This is a genomic window from Globicatella sanguinis NBRC 15551, assembly GCF_001552295.1.
In the GTDB taxonomy this organism is placed as follows: domain Bacteria; phylum Bacillota; class Bacilli; order Lactobacillales; family Aerococcaceae; genus Globicatella; species Globicatella sanguinis.
Genome location: NZ_BCQX01000012.1, coordinates 1 through 21,704 on the forward strand (window position 1 = coordinate 1; position 21,704 = coordinate 21,704).

Here is a 21,704-nt window from a genome sequence, read left to right on the forward strand (position 1 = left end):
GAAACAAGGATTAAGTGATCGTTGCACAGTATCAATATAAAGAGAACACAGTCGCATTCTAAAGGGTGGCTCTTTATCAGATACTGTGTGATTTGAATTTTGTAAATAGGAGTGGACAACCATTTTCTATATTGGTTATAATAAGAAAAGTGCGTTTGACTGATGTTGTACAGAAGTATTTAATCAAAATAAAGCTATCGAAGTTTGATTAGGAAAGAACTAAATAAAAATAATCACGTTTAAGGGTTGCGCAAGCAGATTTTTTATGGTATTATGTAAAAGTTGAGAAAAACAAGTAGAAACTGCCGTTTCTCGCCAACACTAGTAGGTGTGTGGCAAATAAGAAGACTTCAATGGTTATTCATTGTAAGTCTATTATTGCGGCAAGTTTATTATGTAAACTTGCTTTTTTATTGTATTGCGGATCCTACTTGCCGCTCAAACTATTATGGAGGTGGAAATTATCGTTAAAGAATTACCAATTAACGAAGAAATCCGAGCTAATGAGTTACGCGTAATTGGAGACAATGGCGAACAAATCGGAGTAAAATCATTAGATGATGCATTGACAATTGCTGAAACATTCGGTCTAGACTTAGTATTAGTATCACCATCTGCACAGCCACCTGTTGCCAGAATTATGGATTACGGTAAGTATCGATACGAAATGCAAAAGAACGAAAAAGAACAACGTAAAAATCAAAAGACAATTACAGTTAAAGAAGTTCGTTTGAGTCCTTCTATTGAAGACCACGACTACAATACTAAATTACGTCAAGCGATTAAATTCTTAGGTAATGGTGATAAAGTTAAAGCGAGTATTCGTTTTAGAGGACGTGCCATTACGCATAAAGATTTAGGTCGTGAAGTTTTAGAAGATTTTATTGAAGATACAAAAGAATTTGCTGTTGTTGAATCTCAGCCTAAAATGGATGGTCGAAGCATGTTTATTATGCTTTCACCAGTAAAATCAGCAGAATAATAGATTTCAGGAGGAATAATCATGCCAAAACAAAAAACTCACCGTGGATTAGCTAAACGTGTAAAACGTACAGGTTCAGGGAAATTAAAACGTTCGCGTGCTTTTACTAGTCACCGTTTCCACGGAAAAACTAAAAAACAACGTCGTCAATTAGCAAAAGCAACTTTGGTACATCCGTCTGACATGAAACGTATCAAACATCAAATCTCAGCATTATAATATTCTAGAAGAACTAAGGAGGAATGAAACATGGCACGTGTTAAAGGTGGATCAGTTACCCGTCAACGTCGTAAACGTACATTAAAATTAGCAAAAGGTTACTATGGAGCGAAAAGTGTATTATTCAAAACTGCTAAACAGCAAGTAATGAAATCATACTCTTATGCATACCGTGACCGTCGTCAAAAGAAACGTGACTTCCGTCGCTTATGGATTACTCGTATCAATGCAGCTGCTCGTATGAACGGTATTAGCTACTCAGTATTAATGAATGGCTTGAAAAAAGCAGGTATTGAAGTAAACCGTAAAATGTTATCAGAATTAGCAATCAACGATGCTGAAGCATTTACAGCTTTAGTTGAAGAAGCTAAAAAAGCATTAGCATAATTTAATTATCAATAACTATCAAGCGTCGACTGGATTAAACCAGTCGGCGTTTTTTAATATATATGGTATATATTAATTACTCTTCATGCGATTGAGTTTTCTAAATTCAGATGGTGTGACCTGATAGCGCTCAATAAAGATACGATTAAAATAATAACGATTCGAGTAACCTAATTTTTCTACAATTTCTTGAACACTAAGGTTGGTGTTAATTAAGAGCTGTCGAGCGTGTTCTAATAAAAAGATTTTCCCGTAATCTAATAAACTCATCCCGGTATTTTTTTTGACAATTCTAGCGACATAATTACCATTATACCCCGTTAACTCTTCTATTTCTTTACGAGAAAATAAGCCCATTTTATCTTTATAGGCAGAAGCTATCGTAAACAAAATGTGTTCTTCCGTAGTTAATTGCGCTAGATGGGTTTCAATATTAAAAACAGCTTTATCTTCTAAAAAATAAAATAATTTACATATTAGTCCCTTCATAATATGGCTTTTACCATGATAACCAAACAATAGTTCTGTCATCAATTCATTAATAAATTGATGAATTATTGTCAAATGCTGAAAATCTTTAATACGAATGTCAACATATTCTTTACTATTATAAAATGGATTTTTATTATTTCGATGGAATAATTTCGAAAAAAATGAACTTAAAGATGAGGGAATATTTTCTTCATTATAGGCTAAGTTATTATCAAAAATTTCGATGATATACTCTTCCTTAAACAGAAATTGGACAATTTCCAGTTCACAATCCATGAATTCCTTATGATGAATATTCTTATTACCAAACCAGCAATCTCCAGCTTTAAAACTGACAATTTCATTTTCGATTTTCATTTTACATTCTCCAGACAAGACAATCGTTAACTCATAAAAGTCGTGTGAATGCATGGGCATCTCGGTTTGAGTAGTAGCTTCATAGGTTGAAATGAACTGCTTTTTGTGTTGTTCGCTAAATTCAAAATAGATACTTCGATTTAATGTTGGATATAAAGCCTGGTATAAAATTAAATAGGGCATCGAAATATCATAAATAACTAAATCAGTATTAGGTTTGTGACTAAGATGCAGATGTGAATTTTCAGATGATGGAACGGCATCTGGATTAAGTTGACTAAATAACAAATTGTTTAATTGAGTTTGTTTAGGATACATATTTCCTCCAAGTTGTTCAAAATGGATATTTTTATACGCTTTCATTTATTATAGTATAAAGATGATGAGTTGTATAGTAATAAAATGTTAGGAGGAATAACTTGTTAATTTATGTCAATGCTAGAGCAAAATATGATGGGGATGGTTCGAAAGAAAAACCATTCAAGCATATTAACGATGCTGCTAAAATTGCGGTTGCTGGAGATGAGGTTTTAGTGGCTCCAGGATTATATCGTGAATATGTTAGTCCCGTTAATGGCGGCGAAGAGGGTAATCCCATCATCTATCGCTCAACCGAACCTTTAGGTGCTATTATTTCAGGTGCTGAACGTATTACAAACTGGGAACCCTATCAAGATAATGTTTGGAAAGTATCCCTTCATAATGATACGTTTGGTGACTATAATCCCTATACGACATTAGTTTGGGGAGATTGGTATTTCGGACCTGCAATTAATCATACCGGAGCTGTTTATATGAATGATTTCACTTTCTATGAAGTTCAAAGTTTAGAAGGTTGTCTTAAAGGTGAAGTGGACGAACGTTCTTGGGAACCTGAAAAATCAATTTACAAATGGTATACAAAACAAAATGGGGAATATACTGAAATTTACGCAAATTTTCATGGCAAGAACCCTAATGAGGAAAATGTTGAAATAAATGTTAGACGAAGAGTCTTCATGCCTAAAGAAACAGGTCGAAATTATATTCAAGTATCTGGATTTAAATTAAAAATGGCGGCTACCACTTGGGCTCCACCGGCATCCTTCCAAGATGGCTTAATTGGCCCGCATTGGTCTAAAGGATGGGTCATTGAAGACTGTGAAGTGAGTCATAGTAAATGTGTAGGCATTTCCTTAGGTAAATATCGTGATCCGGAGAATGACCAGTATTTCACGCATCGTCACCTTAAAACACCAACTCAAATGGAAAGAGATGCTGTTTGCCGTGGTCAATATCATGGATGGACCAAAGAAAATATTGGACACCATCTTGTTCGACATAATCATATTCATCATTGTGAGCAAGCCGGTATTGTAGGACGTATGGGAGCAGTCTTCTCAACAATTGAAGATAATCACATTCACCATATAAATATCATGCAGGAATTAATTGGGGCTGAAGTCGCAGGTATTAAACTTCATGCGGCCATTGATGTTCTAATGAGACGCAATCATATTCATCATTGTTTTATGGGGATTTGGTGTGATTGGCAAGCTCAAGGAACGCGTTTAACTCAAAACTTCCTACATGATAATCATCCACCAAAAGGTGATATTGAAAAAGGACAATTAAATCAAGATATTTTTGTTGAAGTAAGTCATGGACCAACGATTATTGACAATAATGTTTGCTTATCAAAACATTCAATGCGTATTGCCTCCCAAGGATGTGCCATTATTCATAACTTGTGTTCTGGACCATTTATATCTATTGGAGGGGGCACCGATACACCTTTAGAGGATGGACGTATTGATATGCGTTATACCCCTTACCATATTCGGCATCGTACAGAAGTGGCAGGATTTATGACTTTCTTGCATGGGGATCATCGTATTTACAATAATATCTTTATTCAAAAATGGGGACAAGATAAAAATGAGGCTGTTACAGGCACCTCGCTATTTAATGAATATCCTTTATATGAAGACTGGATAAAAGATTTTGAATTAGAAAATGAGTTTCCTAGCATGATGAAAATGCATAATGCTCATTTTGGCAAGTTACCAGTTTGGATTAATGGTAATGTTTATTTAAATGGCGCGGAAGCCTTCGATAAAGAAGAAAATCAATTAACTTTAGAAGAATCTATTAAATTGGAACTAATCGAGCACGATGGACATTATACTTTAGAAACAAACATTGCGGAGTATCTGAATGCATTTAAGGTTAATTTAATTCAAACTGAAATGCTAGGAGTCGCTTTTGAACCAGAACAACGTTTTGAAAGTGCCGATGAAACAGATATTATTTTCAATCAAGATTTCTATGGCAATCATCGTGACTTAACACCGTATCCAGGACCATTTGCTACTTTAGAAGATTCATATGAATTTATCAAAAAATAAAAGAGGAGGCGTAACATGAAAGTTACAGTTATTAATAAAAAGGGACCAAAAATTTCGAAATATATCTATGGTCATTTTGCTGAACATTTAGGACGTTGTATTTATGGAGGTATTTATGTAGGCGAAGATTCTGAAATTCCAAATGTGAACGGAATGCGACAAGATGTCGTTGAAGCACTAAAAAATATTAAAATACCAGTATTGCGTTGGCCAGGAGGATGTTTTGCGGATGAGTATCATTGGAAAGATGGTATTGGTCCAAAGGAAAACCGTAAAAAAATGGTGAATACCCATTGGGGCGGTGTAACAGAGAATAACCATTTTGGAACACATGAGTTTTTTGAATTGATTAAGCAATTAGAATGTGATGCTTATGTTAATGGCAATGTGGGCAGTGGCACAGTTCAAGAAATGCAAGAGTGGGTGGAATATATCACCATGGCTGGAGAATCGCCAATGGCTAACCAAAGACGTGAAAATGGACAAGATGAACCTTGGAAAATGAAATTCTTTGGTGTCGGTAATGAAAGTTGGGGATGTGGTGGTAATATGCGCGCTGAGTATTATGCCGATGAGTATCGCCGTTACCAAACTTATGTTCGTCAGTATGGAGATCAACCGATTTATAAAATTGCTTGTGGCCCAGCTGTAGATGATTATTATTGGACAGAAGTATTAATGAAAAACGCGGGGCGTTTTATGGACGGTCTTAGTTTGCACCATTATGCAATGACGGGTGCGTGGGAAGATAAAGGTCCAGCAACTGGTTTTGAGGAAAAAGAATGGTGGTCATTAATTAAACATGCTCAATATATGGATGAATTAATTACACGTCATTCCGCAATTATGGACCAATATGATCCAGAAAAACGAGTAGGATTAATTGTGGATGAATGGGGAACTTGGTTAGCGGTTGAACCAGGTACAAACCCGGGATTCTTATATCAACAAAATTCAATTCGTGATGCTATGGTGGCAGCCATTACATTCAATATTTTTCATAAACATGCTGAACGAGTACATATGGCAAATATCGCTCAAACAGTCAATGTGTTGCAATCAATGGTATTGACAGAAGGTGCCGAAATGGTTAAAACACCTACTTATCATGTTTTTGATTTATATAAAGAACATCATGAGGCTGAGTTTGTTGAAAGTTTTGGTGACGAGAATGAAACGATCACCTATACCATTTCAAGAAAAGACCAGGTGATGACTATTTCTATCTGTAATTTTTCGTTGACTGAAAATGAAACCATTAGCTTTGATAATATCAATGCGAATTCAATCCTTTCTGCAAAAGGAATAAAAGGCGAAAAAATGGATGATTATAATGATTTTTCTCACCCAGAGACAGTTACAATTCAAGATGTGGAAGAAGTACAAATCTTTGATCAAACATTAGAAGTTAAAGTAGCGCCAATGTCGGTTGTGACAGTCCAAGTAGCGATTTAGCCTATGGAAAAACGACCGTGTTTTGGATGTGAAACCAAAGAAGAACTAATGAAGATAGATGTATCACAACTGATTGAAGATCAGTTAGCACTTGAATTGGATCGTGTCTCAGATGAGGTTTGGCTACAAAGACAACAGATTTGTCTAAATTGTCCATTTCGCAATCAAGACACGTGTAGTAAATGTGGTTGCTTTTATCAGTTTCGTTCAGCATTAAATCATAAGCGTTGTCCGGTAGGTAAATGGTAGGAAGTAAAGGAGAAAATTGTGAGATATCATCGTTAGGAAAATTTGGCCTAAAAGTTAGTGAAATTGCGATTGGTAGTTGGATGACTGATGTTAGTGACCAAAAAACTCAAGATGTTGCTGAAGCGACCATTGATTAAGCAATTTCGAAGGGCGTAAATTTTATGATTGTGCCGATGCTTATAGTGGCGGTGCAGCTGAACGATTTTTAGGTCGAATTTTACAAAAGTATCCACGTAAAGAGTTAGTATTGTCCAGCAAGGTGTTTTTCCCAACAGGAAAAGATGCTAATGGAAGGGGATTATCAAGAAAACATATCTTTGAATCCATTGAGCAGTCATTAGCAAATATGCAAACTACTTATTTAGATATGTATTTTTGCCATCGGTTTGATCATGAAACACCTTTAGAAGAAACACTACAATCATTGGGTGATTTAGTTGATCAAGGCAAAGTGTTGTATTATGGAGTGAGTGAATGGACGCCAGTTCAATTATTAGAAGCACTCATCATAATAAAGGAAAAGGGATTACATCCAATTTCTGTGATTCAACCACAATATAATATTTTTGATGTTATATTGAACAAGAGATGATGGATGTGTGCGAACGCCATGGGGTAAGGATTGTGCCATTTTCTCCCTTATCACAAGGGCTCTTAACAGGTAAATACCGTCAAGGTCAAGCAATACCTGAAGGTTCACGTGCAACCTATCAAGACCAAATACAAGCGATGTTGACTGAAGAAAATTTAGAAAAAGTCGAAGTTCTAATAAATATTTCTGGACGATTAGACACTGATTTAGCAAGCTTTTCTCTTGCGTGGGCTTTAAGAAAATCAGCTATATCCTGTTTGATTACCGGTGCAACTAAACCTGAGCAGTTAGAGAATAATTTAAAAGCGTTAGCAGTTGAAATAACACCTGAGATAGAGCAAGAAATAGATGCCTTATTTGAATTTAAAAAATTCAATCGAAAAATAGGATAAATTAGCGTCGGTAAGTGGACCAATGGAGTGACCATGCCTATACTCCTAGTCCACTTACCTTCGTGCATTAAATGAGGTGATAATTTGATAACATTAGCCAGTATTTTTACAGATAATATGGTTCTGCAAAGAGAAAAACCAATTGCTATCTTTGGAACGAGTGACCAAGATGAGACGATATCTGTCCATTTAATGAAGAGTTGGTTTATCAAGAGCAAGTATCAAAGGGAAGCTTCTCTATTCTAATTCCAGCACAGCCTGCACAAGTGAATGTTACATTGAAAGTAAATGATATTGAGTTAAAGAATGTGAATATAGGCGAGATTTGGTTAGCAGGTGGGCAAAGCAATATGGAATTTTGGATGCGTTATGAACAACATCTGGAGGAAGAAATAACGAACACGGACCCACATTTAAGAATGTATACAGTCGGACAATATTCGTTTGAAGGAGAACGTGAATTAGGATTTAAGCAATGGAATCAATGGGATCGTTGGGTGAGTGCTGAACCTTCAACCATTCCTGAGATGTGTGCCATTGGATATTATTTCGCTAAAAAAATGCGTGAAAAAGGCATTCCAGTAGGGATAGTTTCAAGTAATTGGGGCGGGACGAGTGCTGTTAGTTGGACTCCGAAAGCAGCCTTAGGTAAGGATCCACAATTAAAATTTTACATGGATAATTTTAATGAAATTGTGTCTAACCTAGATTTAGATCGTTATCACGCCATTAAAGAGGCTGTTCGACCACTTTTATCAAGTCGAGAAAACTATGAAGGTTTTAGTCATGTAATTAAAAATACCTATTTACCAAGTGTTTTAGAAAAAATTCAGGCAGATGAAGCGGCCCAACCTAAGCTAGCTAATTGGATTGAGGTAAAAGGTGAAAAGATTAATATATCAGAATTGACCTATGAAGAAATGACCGAAGTGGGTCCTCAAGATGTAAAAGAGCCAGCGTGTTTATTTGAACAAATGATAGCCCCTATAGCGGGATTTAGCATTAAAGGTGTTTTATGGTAACAGGGTGAGAGTGATTGTGATTTAGCCGAACATTATCATAATTTATTCAAACAGATGGTGCAATCGTGGCGTGAGGCATGGTTAGAACGTAATAAAAAGCAAACATACCTTCCGTTCTATGTCGTACAAATTGCGCCGTTTGGTGAATGGTTAGGCAATGAGGGTTCCAAGTTTGTTAAAATACGTGAGCAACAAGAACTCATTGCTGATTCCGTTCCGGATAATTACTTAATCAGTTCATCAGATGTCGGCAATATTTTTGATATTCATCCAAAAAATAAAAAAGTATTAGCGGAAAGATTGTATCAATTAGTTGACCACATTGATTTTGGAAATCCTTTACCTGCTTATGCTCCACGAGCTAAAAAGCTGAATGTTGAAGACGGAAAAGTAATTATCCAAATCGAACATTGTCATCAATTAGTCAAAGAGGAACGCAATTTTGAAAGTTACAATGGATTTGAATTAGAAGAAATACCGGAACTTTTTATACCACCAATAACAGATGGTATCAATGGACTAGAAATAATCGTTGATGGCATAACACATAAAAATGTAAAAGTAAATTTAATCGCCAATCATATAATTATTGAGTCACCAGCAATAGTACCTTCGCGAGATATTAAAATCAATTTTGCTAAAACAGCATTTTATGAAGTGAATATATATAACGAATTACATCACCCTATGATGCCATTTGCATTATCGAATTAAATTTTTGAGAGGAGAATTTCATGAAGATAGAACTGGATATGAAGTCAGAAGTTATCCAATTTAATAATCATAGTGATTTATGTATTGGAACCGGACGGATGGGATTAGCATTGCAAGAAAATTATCAAAAGCAATTACGATTCGTTCAAGAAACAATTGGATTTAAGTATATTCGTGGCCATGGTCTTTTTTCAGATGATATGGCGATTTATCATGAATATCAAGATAAAGACGGCAAAACTCACGTTGAATATAATTTTACCTACTTAGACTTAGTCATGGACTTTTATCAAGAGGTAGGTTTAAAACCTTATCTTGAATTAGGGTTTATGCCCGAAGAATTAGCTTCTGGTACCCAAACAGTCTTCTATTGGAAAGGCCAAGTGACGCCACCAAGAGATTATCAAAAATGGACCGATTTAGTTGTTGTAACTTTACAACATTTAATGGAGCGTTATGGAGAAGACGACGTTTTAAGCTGGCCGATTGAAGTTTGGAATGAACCTAATTTACCTGGCTTTTGGGAAAATGCCGATATGGAAGAGTATTTTAAATTATTTGAAGTGACTTTTAAAGCAATAAAAGCTTTTAATCCAAAATTTAAAGTTGGGGGGCCTGCTGTATGTGGTGGAGTAGAAGAGACTTGGCAACCTAAATTTTTAGAGTTCTGTCGTGAACGCGAGATTGCATTGGATTATTTTACTCGTCATTTTTATACCATTGATCAACCGACTGTGGATGGGCATTATAGTTATACCACATTAAGAAACCCCGATGAATCATTGGAGGAATTAACCGTTACTCGTCAAACAATTGAAAGCTTTGATGAATTTAAAGGGTTACCTATCCATATTACAGAATTTAATACCTCATATCGACCAGACACACCATTACATGATACTAATTTAAATGCTGCTTATGTTGGATATTTGTTGTCGCGATTAGGGGATACCTCTCAGTTGTATTCCTATTGGACTTTTGGGGATGTCTTTGAAGAGATGGGAGTGCCCTTTACTCCGTTTCATGGAGGGTTCGGTCTTATCGCCAATGGCAATATACCAAAACCAACTTATTGGACTTTTTATTTCTTTAAACAACTTTATCCTAATTGTATATACCGTGATAACAATGTGGTTATTACTACTAATAAAGACAAAAATGTACGAATTGTTTATTGGAATTTTGCAGAAGAAAGTTTAAAAATACATTTTAAGATTAATGGGATGAAAGGAACGCAATCCATGATTCACCAGGTGGTCAATCCCAAAACAACCAATCCAAGAAAAGTTTGGCATGATTTAGGTGAGCCGGCTTCATTGAGTAAAGAACAACTTACCTTGATAAAGGAAGGAGCGCAGCCAAAGTTAATATCTGATTTACTAATAGATGACGATTTTGAAGTTATTATTGAACCACATGAAATTGGTTTAATAACTTTAAAATCAGTAAAGATTAAGAGTGATCGTGGTTTTTATATTGATAGAATATAATGAAACTAAAGTTGGAAGTAATGATAATTTAACTTATATTATAAACCAACTCAAAAAATACGGCTAGGTAACAACAAGTAATTTGTTCTTTACCTAGCCTTAATTTATTTTCTTTTTATTTGATTAGTTCTTAAGAAAGCTTCTGTATAAAAGTCTGTTTTAGAGTTGGTATGTTCTAAGTTAAAGGTACTATTGCGATATTCACGTGGCGTAATATCCATCATTTTTGAAAAGTTGCGATTGAATGTACGAACATTTTGGAAGCCAGAGAGATTTGAAATTTCAGTAATAGGATAACTAGAATTAGATAATAAATAACATGCACGATTAATCCGGTGTTGATTCATAATATGAGAAAAGTTCGATTCAAAAGTAGAAGCAATAATTTTAGATAAATAATCATTACTATACCCAATATCTTCACTTAAATCGGATAATGTCTTGTTTTTATCGAAATTTTCAGAAAACCATGATGCAATTTTTTCTGTAATGGAATCTTTCAATTGTGAGTCAATAAGATCCGTATGTTTTTCGTAAAGAGACAATATTTGATACAGTGCCCATTTATGAGAAAAAATAGAATCGTTTTGAAATAATTTGTCCATTAGATCTGATACGTCATTTTCCGACAATTGAATAATAGGGTAAGCAAATTTTTTACCTTGTACTTGTTGGAAAAAATCAACAATATATTCAGGAGAAAAGATCCAAATATGTCCTTGATTTTTTACAAATGATTGGACACCATGCGATTGGAACGGTAATATTAAAAGCATTTGATTTGGTTTTAAGGTATAAATGTGATCGTCGATTGAAATTTGAAACTCGCCGTATTCACAAAACCAGAGTTCAAAACTTCGATGAATATGTTTATCGAAATCTAAGTCAGTTGGGTGATATTCACGATGTTGCATCTCTTGACCGAAATGATAATTCTCTAAACCTGTCATGATAAACCCCTTTCTTGCTTATGTCTATAATATAATTCAGAAAGAGAAATATGTAAAGGGTTGCTTTTGCTTCACAATGCTTGAAGTAAAATAGTAGGTTTTTTAGCATGACAGATTTTGTCTAGTTGTAAGCGTTTTGTGTCTTTTAAATGGAAACGGTTTATTATAAACTATAAACAGAAGCTTAAGAACAGTCTAAGGCTCAAGTAAGTCTACCGAGGACCCGAAAGGAGGAAGTCTTTACTCGGATTGTTGTGCAATTATAGTTTGTTTATTAAACTAACCTACAAAGCAAATTTTTTTAGGAGGAAATGTGATGAAAAAATTGAACAAATTAGCACTTTCAGCATTGACACTTTTAACTACAGCATCAGTTGGTAGTACCCTTCCAGTAAAAGCACAGGAAGAAAGACATTATACAGCATTTATTGCGAACCCAGGTGTTGAAATTTCAGAAAATACACGTATTAATGATGCGTTTGCTGAAGAATTCGGTTGGCGTGTGAAAGTAACTTGGTTAACTGGTCAAACAGCCAAAGAACGTATAGGGGTAATGGTAGCAGGTGGTGAGTATCCAGATATTGTAGAACCATCAGATGCTCGTAATGCTATGATCGATGCTGGAGCATTCATTCCTTTGGAAGATTATTTAGATGATTATCCAAATTTAAAAGGCATTTTAAGTGATGTTCAATGGGAAAAAATTAAAGCTGATAATGATGGCCATATTTATACGATTCCTCAATTCGCAGTTAGAGAAGGCAATGTGGATACAAAAACTGAATATGGTGGTGAAGCATTCTGGATTCAAAAACGTATTTTAAAATGGGCTGACTATCCTGAAATTAAAACACTTGATGAGTATTTTAAATTAATCGAAGACTATTTGGCAGAAAATCCAGAAACTGATGGACAAAAAAATATTGGATTTGAAATCATTTCTGACGACTGGAGAGCTTTTGCACTGGAAAATCCACCAATGTTCTTAGCAGGACATCCAAATGAGGGTGCTGCAATCGTTGATCCTGAAACAAAAACAGCGCATGTTTATGATCAAATTCCAGAAGCAAAACAATATTTCAAAAAATTATCAGAGGAATATTCTAAAGGAATTATAGACCCAGAAACATTTACATCAAAATATGATCAATATATTGCGAAATTGTCATCTGGTCGTGTTTTAGGAATGGTTGATCAAGGATGGAATTTCCAACAAGCTGAAGATTCTTTAATTTCACAAGGAAAAGATGAATTAACATATGCTCCATTAGGTTTAACAATGAATCCGGATGTACTACCTCAGTATCGTGAAGGCGATGTTTTATCTACACAAGGTGGTATTGGTATCACCGTAAGTGCTAAAGACGTAGAAGGTATCTTACAAATGTGGGATGACATGGTATCTGAAAAAGGGATGATTTTACGTGGTTGGGGTGTTGAAGGTGAAGATTATTTAGTTGATGAAGATGGAATGTTCTACCGAACTGAGGAACAATGGGACAATTGGAGAAACCCTGACTATGTCCAACAAAATGGAGTACCATTTGGATACATGCCTCAATATACTGGTTTGTTACCTGATGGTAAAAACACTGTTTCACCAGGTGAGCAACCTTCTGAATATAGAAAAACATTGTCTGAAATAGATAAAGAAATGCTAGATGCCTATGGTGTTGAAAATTCCAACCAAATGATGCGCAAACAGGATCCTGTTCACCCATGGTTCCCACTTTATACAGCTCGAGGAAAATGGACAAGCTCTGATCCTGCGGGAATTGCTTTCCAAAATATGAATGATGTTAAGATGCAATGGCTACCCAAAATAATTATGGATGGACCAGATAAATTTGAAAAGAATTGGGAAGATTATATGAATGCATATAATGCCCAAGTAGATGTTGAAGCTTACGAAAGTGCATTAACAGAAGAAGTTCAAAGAAGGTATGATCTTGAACAAGAATTAATTAAAAAAGCAGAGGAAAACGAAAATTAATCAAAGAATCATCTTTAAATGTTAGCCGAGTGTTATCTTTGAGATTCACGTCGGCTAAATTTTTATTAATAGAGATTGGAGGTTTATTGTATGGAGAATACAGCTATTAATCAAATAAAAACACATCGTGTTGCTAAGAAAAAAACATTTTTTGAAAAAGTTTGGAATCAAAAAGATTTAGTCCTATTATCCTTACCATTTGTCATTTATATTTTAACATTTAACTATGCTCCATTAATAGGGTGGGTAATGGCTTTTCAACGTTATAAACCTGGAAAAGGATATTTTAATCAAGAGTGGGTTGGACTAGAAAACTTTATGTTCTTATTTAAAGATGCTACCTTCCTTCGGGTTGTAAGAAATACATTAGCCATGAGTATTATCAATTTAACATTAGGATTCATCTTTTCAATTGGTTTTGCAATCTTACTTAATGAAGTGAAAAACAAACATGCTAAAAAATTTATGCAAACGGTATCGTATTTACCTCACTTTTTGTCTTGGATAATCGTAACAGGAATTGTCATGGATGTATTAAGTCCGGAGACAGGGATTGTTAATCAGTTATTATTAAAATTAAATATTATTAATCAACCGATAAATTTCTTCTCAGACCCTAAATATTTTTGGTGGATAGTGGGATTTGCTAATGTTTGGAAAAGTACAGGTTGGGGAAGTATAATTTATCTTTCAGCCATGTCAGCGATTAATGAAGAGCTTTATGAATCAGCCGAAATAGATGGGGCTAACCGAGTTAGAAAAATTTGGCATATTACATTACCGGGAATTAAACCGACCATCTTTATATTATTGCTAATTAATTTAGGAAATATTTTAAATGCTGGATTTGAAGTACAATACCTACTAGGTAATGGTTTAATACAAAGTGTGTCTCAAACCATTGATATCTTTGTCTTGAAGTTTGGGATTAGCTTAAATAATTATTCTTTAGCGACAGCTGCAGGTATTTTTAACTCTTTTGTTAGTATAATTTTAATAACATTGGGTAATAAGTTAGCTAGAGCTGCTGGTGAGGAAAGTTTATTCTAGGAGGTGGATTATATGAAAAAAATTTCTATTTCAGATTTAATATTTGATATTTTTAAGTGGGTTTTTTTAGTGTTTTTCATAGCAGCCACTTTATATCCAATATTAAATACTGTGGCAGTTGCTTTAAACGACGGTATGGATACATTGCGAGGCGGAATTTATTTATTACCAAGACAATTTACATTAGATAATTTTAGAGCTGTGTTCAGAAGACCAACATTGATGAATGCTGCATTTATTTCAGTAGCGAGAACGGTTATTGCAACACTGACACAAACATTCTTAACAGCTTTATTAGCATATATTTTGAGTCGAAAAGAATTTATCTTTAGAGTACCCATTACCTTATTGGTTATTTTAACAATGTATTTAAATGCTGGTATGATACCGGGATATATTTGGACTCAAAAATTAGGTTTATTAAATACCTTCTGGGTATATGTAATTCCTGGTATTATTAGTGCGTTTAACTTTTTAGTAATTCGTACTTATATTAACGGTTTACCAGATAGTTTCGTTGAAAGTGCCAAAATGGATGGGGCAGGACATCTCCGTATTTTCTGGAGTATTATTTTACCATTATGTAAACCAGTTCTTGCGACGGTTGCCTTATTTATTGCGGTTTGGCAATGGAACTCTTGGTTCGATGCGATGTTATTTAATGGTTTTAACGACAATTTGAGTACCTTACAGTATGAGTTAATGAAACTCTTATCATCAGTTATGAGTCAGGGTGCTAATGCGGATAGTATGCGTAATGCTGCTGAAGCTGGTAACTCAACCATGGTTACACCGGCTTCTGTTCGTGCTGCGACTACCATTGTGACGGCATTTCCAATTGTTTGTTTATATCCATTCTTACAAAAATATTTTGTTTCAGGATTAACTATTGGTGGGGTTAAAGGATAATACTAAAAAGGGGTGATAAAAATGGAACACAAGAGTAAAAGAGCTCAGGAGCGCCAAGAACGGATAGACGGAATAAATAAATTAGCCGACTATGCTTTGATGGGTATTCTGTTTTTATTTACTTCAATCCCGTTATTGACGGTGGGCGTTTCAATTTCTGCTTTGTATAAGACAATTTATGAGTATAAAATTCAAGAAAAGCCAAAATTTATTCACATATATGTAAAAGCGTTTCTTAATAGTTTTAAACAAAGTACCATCGTTTGGTTAGGCTATTTGTTATTGATTTTAGCCTTTGTATTAAATCGACAGTCTTTAATTGACAGTTATGCTTTATTAAAAGATGCCTTACAGATTTTTCATATTTTAATGATTATTCTCGCAACACCGGTAGTTCTATTGATGTTATGTTATATTGCAAGATTCACCGATAATTTTAAAACAGTCTTTAAAAATTCCACGATCATTCTATTATTAAATATCGTTACAGCGATCAAACTTCTGATAGGATCAGCGTTAGTTGCTGTATGCATTTGGTTAGTCCCAATTTTAGGAATGATTTTACCACCCTTTATGATTTCGAAGGGGATAGAGATGATTGAGGGTATTTTCGCTCAATTTAGATTAGCAAATAATAGTTAAAAATATGTATTCAAGAGGTGACTAAACTTTGTTAACACATAAGGAAGCAAGAGTACAGGCAAAAGAAATTGTTGCAAAGATGACATTGGAAGAAAAAATCGATCAAATTAATTTTAGAGCTCCAGCTATTGAACGTTTAGGAATTCCAGATTATAACTATTGGAATGAAGCCCTACATGGTGTCGCTCGAGCAGGGGTTGCGACGGTATTTCCTCAAGCAATTGGCCTAGCGGCGATATTTGATGAAGCATTTATGGAAAAAGTAGCGGATATTATTTCTACTGAAGGACGTGCGAAATATAATCAATATCATGGTGAAAAGGACAACGATATTTATAAAGGGTTAACTTTTTGGTCCCCAAATATAAATATTTTCCGTGATCCACGTTGGGGGAGAGGACAAGAAACCTATGGTGAAGATCCTTATTTAACTGCACGCATGGGTGTTGCGTTTATTAAAGGGTTACAAGGTGATGGACCTTATATGAAATTAGCCGCTTGTGCGAAGCATTTCGCGGTACACAGTGGTCCTGAAGCCGACCGCCATTCTTTTGATGCAGTTGTATCTAAAAAAGATATGTATGAAACATATTTACCAGCATTTGAAGCTGCTGTTAAAGAAGCCGATGTTGAAAGCTTTATGGGTGCATATAATGCAGTCAATGGCATTCCAGCTTGTGTGCATCCGGAATTAATGCAAGAAATATTAAGAGGAAAATGGAATTTCCAAGGACATGTCGTATCTGATTATGCTGCGTTAGAAGACGTACATTTAAACCATCATTATACTAATAATGCAGCGGAAACAATGGCATTAGCAATGCAAATTGGTTGTAACTTATGTGCCGGTAATATTTCTGATGCCTTGTATGAAGCGCATGGACGTGGACTGGTTACGGAAGAAGAAATTACTAATTCGGTTATTGAATTATATACCACACGTGTTCGACTAGGAATGTTTGCAGATGATAACGAATTGGATCAAATACCATATGAAGTGAATGCAAGTAAGGATCATCAAAAGGTTTCTCTAGAAGCAGCACGTAAATCAATGGTTCTATTAGAAAACAAAGATTTCTTACCACTTAATAAAGTGGATATTCAAGCGGTAGCAGTGATTGGACCTAATGCTCGCAGCGTTGAAGTCTTACAAGGAAACTATTTTGGTATTGCGGAAAGAAATACGACCTTTGTTGATGGTTTGCAAAATTATTTAGGCGACGATGCCAGGGTGTTTTATGCTCCGGGTGGTCATTTATTTAAAGAACATGCAGAGTCTACTTTGTCTCGTCCATTCGAAAGAGAATCGGAAGCGATAATTGCGGCGAAACATTCGGATGTGGTGGTTCTATGTCTAGGATTAGATCCAACTATTGAGGGGGAACAAGGGGATTCTGGTAATGTATACGGTTCGGGAGATAAGTATGATCTCTTCTTACCAGAAGTACAACGTCGTCTATTAGAAAAAGTATTAGCCATTGGTAAACCGGTAATACTGGCGGTATCAGCTGGTTCTGCGATTTCATTAAATGGGTTGGAAGAACACCCTAATCTTAAAGCGATTGTTCACACTTGGTATCCAGGTAGTCATGGTGGAACGGCTCTAGCTGAAATGATTTTTGGAGAGATTAGTCCAAGTGGAAAATTACCTTTAACCTTCTATCGAACGGCAGAAAACTTACCTGATTTCTCAGATTACGGTATGAAAAATAGAACTTACCGTTACTTAGAAGAAACACCATTATATCCATTTGGCTATGGCTTACATTATTCTAAAGTGGAACTTAAGGATTTAGTGGTGAATAAAGCAAATGAATGCTATAACGTTGAGGTAACCGTTGAGAATACGGGCGACTTTGATATTGAAGAAGTGATTCAAGTTTATGCTAAGACAGATTCAAAACATGAAACATTAAATGGTAAATTAGTTGGATTTAAGCGTATTGCTTTAGCGAAAGGTGCTATAGAAACCGTGAAGCTTGACGTGCCAGTTTCGAATTTAACAGTGGTGGATGATGCGGGTGAACGCATTTTAGATGGTGAAAAAGTCTTATTGACCATTTCGACCGGATTCCCATGTGACCGTCTAGCTGAACTAAATCAACCAACACCATTATCTGAAGAATTATTATTAAAATAACAAGGAGAAAGCGATGAAGAAATATACAAATTTGTTCCAAGAGTATGGATACGATGAAAAAGAAATTCAAGAAAGACTTGATAATATTTGGTATGAAATTTTTGAAGGACCAGACAAAGTATATTTTGAAAACGACGAAGGTTTAGGTTATGTCGTTGATACAGGGAATATCGATGTCAGAACTGAAGGAATGTCCTATGCGATGTTATTAGCCGTTCAATATGATAAAAAAGATTACTTTGATAAATTATGGGCCTGGACTAAAAAATACATGTATATGGATACTGGCGAAAACGCACATTATTTTGCTTGGTCGGTTGACCCTTCAGGTGAGAAAAACTCATATGGACCTGCTCCAGATGGAGAAGAGTTCTTTGCAATTGATTTAATTTTTGCGTCTAATCGCTGGGGTGATGGCGAAGGAATCTATAATTATTTACATGAAGCGCAAGAATTACTGAAATACATGGTCCATAAAGGTAGTAAATTCGAAGGCGATCCAATGTTTGATCCTGAAACTAAGTTAATTAAGTTTGTTCCGAATTGCGATTTTACTGATCCATCCTATCATGTGCCACATTTTTATGATTATTTTGCGATTCATGCTTACGAGGAAGATCGCGCATTTTTTAAAGAGGCTGCACAAGCGAGCCGTGAATATTTACCGACTGCTTTCCATCCAGAAACTGGCTTAAATCCTGAATATAGTTTATACGATGGGGCACCGAAATATGATAGTGAACATCCACATTTTTATAGTGATGCCTATCGTACGGCCATGAACGTAGCGATTGATATGGAATGGAATGAAAAAATTCCTGTTTTACAGGAAAGACTTAAAACATTACAACAATTCTTTATCGACGAAAACAATCCAGGTTATCAATATGAGTTAACCATTGAGGGTGAGCCAACCGATAAGGAAATCTTACACCCAGTAGGGTTATTAGCAACTTTAGCTGCAGCTTCGTTGGCTAATAAAGAAACAGATAATGCGAAAGAATTTGTCAAACGATTCTGGGCGACACCTATCCGTAAAGGTGAGAGAAGATATTATGATAACTTCTTATATGCATTCTCATTTATGGCATTAAGCGGTCGTTACCGAGCATTCGAGAAAGTAGGCGAATAATGAATTTATACAAGAATCCAATTTTAGAAGGTTTTTCTCCTGATCCATCTGTTTGTGCGGTAGGGGATGATTATTATTTAGTTACGTCAACCTTTGCTTATTTTCCTGGCGTTCCTATTTATCATAGTAAAGATTTGGTTAATTGGACTCAGATTGGCAATATTTTAGATAGACCCGAACAATTACCATTACAAAATGCGGAACATTCTCAAGGGATTTTTGCACCAAGCATTCGCTATCATGATGGGATATTTTATATGACCACTACCAATGTTACTAATGGAGGCAACTTTTATGTAACGGCGACAGACCCAGCGGGGCCTTGGTCAGAGCCACACTATTTAGAAAATGCACCAGGCATTGATCCTAGTTTATTCTTTGATGAAGATGGCAAATGTTATTACGTTGGTACCAGACCTAATCCCAAAGGGGTCACCTACAATGGAGATTGGGAAGTTTGGTTACAAGAATTAGACTTAGAAACGCATCAATTAGTAGGTGTGAGTACAGCCTTATGGAAAGGAGCGTTGCGAGACGCAATTTGGCCAGAAGGACCGCATCTCTATAAAAAAGATGGTTATTATTACTTAATGATTGCTGAGGGTGGAACGAGTTTTAATCATGCCATTACCATTGCTCGTTCAGAAAAAGTGGATGGCCCATACATTGGCAATAAAAATAATCCGATTTTAACTCATCGCCATTTAGGTAAAGATTTCCCAGTTTGTAATGTGGGACATGGCGACCTTGTTGAGACACCGGATGGCCAGTGGTATATGACATGCTTAGCAAGTCGTATTTTTGATGGGTATAGTAATTTAGGAAGAGAAACATTTTTAGCAGAAGTGAAATGGGAAGATGGATGGCCGGTGGTGAATCCTGGCGAAGGGCGTTTATTAACCGAAGCCCCTCATTTATTACCATTGGTGCCAACTGAGAAAGTAAGTCAATTTGCCATTGCTAAAGACAATCCAGCTTTCTTATATTTAAGAAACCCTATTGAAGAGAACTATCGTTGGAATGAAACGGACCATTCGGTAAGTTTAATACCTAGCCGAGTAAGCTTACAGGATATCGATAGCCCAACCTATCTTGGTTTAAGACAGAAATCAATGTATTATCGCTTCGCTGTCGAAATCGATGCCAGATTAGAAGCTAATTCGACTGGTGGGATTGTGTTGTTACAAAATAATCTTTATTACATTCAATTAAGAGTTGAGAAAAATCAAACCGATTATCAGGTTTTAATGGAATCAGTATTAGATGGTGAAACGACAATTTTAGGTCAACAAACGGTGTCATCCTCATCAATGACCTTAATCTTTGAAGGGGACGGACAACAATTAACAGGTAAAGTCTTATTTGATGGTGATGAATTAGTAGTAGCGGATAAAGTGGATGCCCACTATTTAAGTACAGAAGTAGCAGGCGGATTTGTGGGATGTACTTTAGGAGTATTTGCTATATCTGAAGATAAACCATCAGAGGGTTACTTAAAAGTAAGTAATATCACACATCAAATCAATCGATGATTTTAATGAGGTGAGTTTAGATGAAGAAATTAGCCATTACATTCGATGATGGACCTAATGAATACACTAATGACATCTTAGATATTTTAAATCAGTTCGAGGTTAAGGCAACCTTCTTTGTTTGGGCAGAATTGGAAGCTCAACATCAAGCAGTTATGAAACGGATGGTTGAAGAAGGACATCATCTTGGCAACCATACTTTCACTCATCCGGACCTAACAAAATTAACAGCCGATGAAGTGAGAGTAGAAGTTGAAAAAGCTGATGAAGTCATTAAACGCTATACCGATAATATCCCACATTTGTTGAGACCACCATATGGGTATATTAATGAAGAAGTTGAAAAAATCATTGATAAAAAGATTGTCTTGTGGACAGCAGATTCAAAGGATTGGTCAAAAATTGAGGCACTAGAAATAATCCAAAATATTCAAAAAAATGTTACCAATAACGACATATTGTTGTTGCATTGTTTTGAACAAACAGTAATAGCATTACCTGAAATCTTAACAAATTTAATCGAGAAAAAGTATCAATTTGTGACTGTGGATGATATCTTAAGTTAGCTGGTTTTTGACTGTTTAGTAAAAGAATTTATTAATTAAGGTGAGATAGCAT

Annotated in this window: 21 protein-coding genes and 1 pseudogene; 20 read left to right on the forward strand and 2 right to left on the reverse strand. The window is 35.4% G+C overall.

The features are described 5' to 3' along the window. Window positions 1–448: 448 nt before the first annotated feature. The 3 genes from infC to rplT are packed head-to-tail and all read left to right on the forward strand — an operon-like array spanning window position 449 to window position 1,588. Window positions 449–982 (forward strand): translation initiation factor IF-3, encoded by a 534-nt coding sequence (gene infC, locus GSA01S_RS01765; protein WP_066124247.1) that lies wholly within the window; start codon window positions 449–451, stop codon window positions 980–982. A gap of 21 nt (window positions 983–1,003) precedes the next feature. Then, the gene (gene rpmI, locus GSA01S_RS01770) at window positions 1,004–1,201 is read left to right on the forward strand and encodes a 50S ribosomal protein L35 (RefSeq protein ID WP_066124248.1); all 198 of its coding nucleotides are present in this window, start codon (window positions 1,004–1,006) and stop codon (window positions 1,199–1,201) included. A 30-nt stretch (window positions 1,202–1,231) separates the two neighbouring features. Next, window positions 1,232–1,588 (forward strand): 50S ribosomal protein L20, encoded by a 357-nt coding sequence (rplT, locus tag GSA01S_RS01775; protein WP_066124251.1) that lies wholly within the window; start codon window positions 1,232–1,234, stop codon window positions 1,586–1,588. Between the two features lie 72 nt (window positions 1,589–1,660). Here the strand turns inward: rplT and GSA01S_RS01780 are convergent, their stop codons facing one another. Further along, window positions 1,661–2,755: a helix-turn-helix domain-containing protein gene (locus tag GSA01S_RS01780; protein ID WP_066124253.1), complete on the reverse strand. Its 1,095-nt coding sequence runs from the start codon at window positions 2,753–2,755 to the stop codon at window positions 1,661–1,663. 101 nt (window positions 2,756–2,856) lie between these two features. On the opposite strand from GSA01S_RS01780, the gene GSA01S_RS01785 reads away from it, so the two are divergent. The 9 genes and pseudogenes from GSA01S_RS01785 (at window position 2,857) to GSA01S_RS01815 (ending at window position 10,738) form a co-directional block, all read left to right on the forward strand. Further along, window positions 2,857–4,824, forward strand: a complete 1,968-nt coding sequence (locus GSA01S_RS01785) for a right-handed parallel beta-helix repeat-containing protein (RefSeq protein ID WP_066124255.1) — start codon at window positions 2,857–2,859, stop codon at window positions 4,822–4,824. A 15-nt stretch (window positions 4,825–4,839) separates the two neighbouring features. Continuing rightward, window positions 4,840–6,279 (forward strand): alpha-N-arabinofuranosidase, encoded by a 1,440-nt coding sequence (locus GSA01S_RS01790; protein WP_066124258.1) that lies wholly within the window; start codon window positions 4,840–4,842, stop codon window positions 6,277–6,279. A gap of 48 nt (window positions 6,280–6,327) precedes the next feature. After that, the gene (locus tag GSA01S_RS01795; protein WP_245631243.1) at window positions 6,328–6,528 is read left to right on the forward strand and encodes a DUF6171 family protein; all 201 of its coding nucleotides are present in this window, start codon (window positions 6,328–6,330) and stop codon (window positions 6,526–6,528) included. Then, window positions 6,522–6,665, forward strand: a complete 144-nt coding sequence (locus tag GSA01S_RS11025) for a hypothetical protein (protein ID WP_157064751.1) — start codon at window positions 6,522–6,524, stop codon at window positions 6,663–6,665. The genes GSA01S_RS01795 and GSA01S_RS11025 overlap by 7 nt, the downstream gene beginning before the upstream one ends. 71 nt (window positions 6,666–6,736) lie before the next feature. Next, a pseudogene (locus GSA01S_RS11175) lies at window positions 6,737–7,120 on the forward strand (aldo/keto reductase); the annotation flags it as partial. Between the two features lie 32 nt (window positions 7,121–7,152). Continuing rightward, window positions 7,153–7,512 (forward strand): aldo/keto reductase, encoded by a 360-nt coding sequence (locus GSA01S_RS11180; protein WP_281176408.1) that lies wholly within the window; start codon window positions 7,153–7,155, stop codon window positions 7,510–7,512. A gap of 200 nt (window positions 7,513–7,712) precedes the next feature. Then, the gene (locus tag GSA01S_RS01805) at window positions 7,713–8,534 is read left to right on the forward strand and encodes a C-type lectin-like domain-containing protein (protein WP_169792662.1); all 822 of its coding nucleotides are present in this window, start codon (window positions 7,713–7,715) and stop codon (window positions 8,532–8,534) included. A gap of 54 nt (window positions 8,535–8,588) precedes the next feature. Beyond that, window positions 8,589–9,248: a hypothetical protein gene (locus GSA01S_RS01810; RefSeq protein WP_066124263.1), complete on the forward strand. Its 660-nt coding sequence runs from the start codon at window positions 8,589–8,591 to the stop codon at window positions 9,246–9,248. 20 nt (window positions 9,249–9,268) lie between these two features. Continuing rightward, window positions 9,269–10,738 (forward strand): GH39 family glycosyl hydrolase, encoded by a 1,470-nt coding sequence (locus tag GSA01S_RS01815; RefSeq protein WP_066124264.1) that lies wholly within the window; start codon window positions 9,269–9,271, stop codon window positions 10,736–10,738. Window positions 10,739–10,842: 104 nt separating this feature from the next. On the opposite strand, the gene GSA01S_RS01820 is transcribed toward GSA01S_RS01815, so the two are convergent. Further along, a complete protein-coding gene (locus tag GSA01S_RS01820) occupies window positions 10,843–11,688 on the reverse strand; it encodes a helix-turn-helix domain-containing protein (protein ID WP_066124265.1) in 846 nt (281 codons plus the stop codon). Between the two features lie 316 nt (window positions 11,689–12,004). On the opposite strand from GSA01S_RS01820, the gene GSA01S_RS01825 reads away from it, so the two are divergent. The 8 genes from GSA01S_RS01825 to GSA01S_RS01860 all read left to right on the forward strand — a co-directional run bounded on the left by GSA01S_RS01825 (window position 12,005) and on the right by GSA01S_RS01860 (window position 21,652). Then, window positions 12,005–13,681, forward strand: coding sequence for an extracellular solute-binding protein (locus tag GSA01S_RS01825; protein WP_066124266.1), 1,677 nt, complete (start codon window positions 12,005–12,007; stop codon window positions 13,679–13,681). Window positions 13,682–13,771: 90 nt separating this feature from the next. Next, complete coding sequence (locus GSA01S_RS01830) at window positions 13,772–14,731, forward strand: ABC transporter permease (RefSeq protein WP_066124267.1); 960 nt, start codon at window positions 13,772–13,774, stop codon at window positions 14,729–14,731. A gap of 12 nt (window positions 14,732–14,743) precedes the next feature. Further along, window positions 14,744–15,640, forward strand: a complete 897-nt coding sequence (locus tag GSA01S_RS01835) for a carbohydrate ABC transporter permease (RefSeq protein WP_066124270.1) — start codon at window positions 14,744–14,746, stop codon at window positions 15,638–15,640. 21 nt (window positions 15,641–15,661) lie between these two features. Next, window positions 15,662–16,282, forward strand: a complete 621-nt coding sequence (locus GSA01S_RS01840) for a DUF624 domain-containing protein (RefSeq protein ID WP_066124272.1) — start codon at window positions 15,662–15,664, stop codon at window positions 16,280–16,282. A gap of 28 nt (window positions 16,283–16,310) precedes the next feature. After that, on the forward strand, window positions 16,311–18,422 hold the full coding sequence (locus tag GSA01S_RS01845) for a glycoside hydrolase family 3 C-terminal domain-containing protein (RefSeq protein WP_066124274.1): 2,112 nt from the start codon (window positions 16,311–16,313) through the stop codon (window positions 18,420–18,422). 13 nt (window positions 18,423–18,435) lie between these two features. After that, window positions 18,436–19,554: a family 8 glycosyl hydrolase gene (locus GSA01S_RS01850; protein ID WP_066124277.1), complete on the forward strand. Its 1,119-nt coding sequence runs from the start codon at window positions 18,436–18,438 to the stop codon at window positions 19,552–19,554. Next, window positions 19,554–21,086: a glycoside hydrolase family 43 protein gene (locus GSA01S_RS01855; RefSeq protein WP_066124279.1), complete on the forward strand. Its 1,533-nt coding sequence runs from the start codon at window positions 19,554–19,556 to the stop codon at window positions 21,084–21,086. The genes GSA01S_RS01850 and GSA01S_RS01855 overlap by 1 nt, the downstream gene beginning before the upstream one ends. Window positions 21,087–21,106: 20 nt before the next feature. Further along, entirely contained in the window at window positions 21,107–21,652 is a 546-nt protein-coding gene (locus GSA01S_RS01860; RefSeq protein ID WP_066124281.1) for a polysaccharide deacetylase family protein, read from the forward strand. The last annotated feature ends 52 nt before the right edge of the window (window positions 21,653–21,704 follow it).

Bases quoted from the DNA above. Each gene is read 5' to 3' on its own strand.
- infC (WP_066124247.1), top strand. From the start codon at position 449: ATGGAGGTGGAAATTATCGTTAAAGAATTACCAATTAACGAAGAAATC.
- rpmI (WP_066124248.1), top strand. From the start codon at position 1,004: ATGCCAAAACAAAAAACTCACCGTGGATTAGCTAAACGTGTAAAACGT.
- rplT (WP_066124251.1), top strand. From the start codon at position 1,232: ATGGCACGTGTTAAAGGTGGATCAGTTACCCGTCAACGTCGTAAACGT.
- GSA01S_RS01780 (WP_066124253.1), bottom strand. From the start codon at position 2,755: ATGTATCCTAAACAAACTCAATTAAACAATTTGTTATTTAGTCAACTT.
- GSA01S_RS01790 (WP_066124258.1), top strand. From the start codon at position 4,840: ATGAAAGTTACAGTTATTAATAAAAAGGGACCAAAAATTTCGAAATAT.
- GSA01S_RS01795 (WP_245631243.1), top strand. From the start codon at position 6,328: ATGAAGATAGATGTATCACAACTGATTGAAGATCAGTTAGCACTTGAA.
- GSA01S_RS11025 (WP_157064751.1), top strand. From the start codon at position 6,522: ATGGTAGGAAGTAAAGGAGAAAATTGTGAGATATCATCGTTAGGAAAA.
- GSA01S_RS01810 (WP_066124263.1), top strand. From the start codon at position 8,589: ATGGTGCAATCGTGGCGTGAGGCATGGTTAGAACGTAATAAAAAGCAA.
- GSA01S_RS01815 (WP_066124264.1), top strand. From the start codon at position 9,269: ATGAAGATAGAACTGGATATGAAGTCAGAAGTTATCCAATTTAATAAT.
- GSA01S_RS01820 (WP_066124265.1), bottom strand. From the start codon at position 11,688: ATGACAGGTTTAGAGAATTATCATTTCGGTCAAGAGATGCAACATCGT.
- GSA01S_RS01825 (WP_066124266.1), top strand. From the start codon at position 12,005: ATGAAAAAATTGAACAAATTAGCACTTTCAGCATTGACACTTTTAACT.
- GSA01S_RS01830 (WP_066124267.1), top strand. From the start codon at position 13,772: ATGGAGAATACAGCTATTAATCAAATAAAAACACATCGTGTTGCTAAG.
- GSA01S_RS01835 (WP_066124270.1), top strand. From the start codon at position 14,744: ATGAAAAAAATTTCTATTTCAGATTTAATATTTGATATTTTTAAGTGG.
- GSA01S_RS01840 (WP_066124272.1), top strand. From the start codon at position 15,662: ATGGAACACAAGAGTAAAAGAGCTCAGGAGCGCCAAGAACGGATAGAC.
- GSA01S_RS01850 (WP_066124277.1), top strand. From the start codon at position 18,436: ATGAAGAAATATACAAATTTGTTCCAAGAGTATGGATACGATGAAAAA.
- GSA01S_RS01855 (WP_066124279.1), top strand. From the start codon at position 19,554: ATGAATTTATACAAGAATCCAATTTTAGAAGGTTTTTCTCCTGATCCA.
- GSA01S_RS01860 (WP_066124281.1), top strand. From the start codon at position 21,107: ATGAAGAAATTAGCCATTACATTCGATGATGGACCTAATGAATACACT.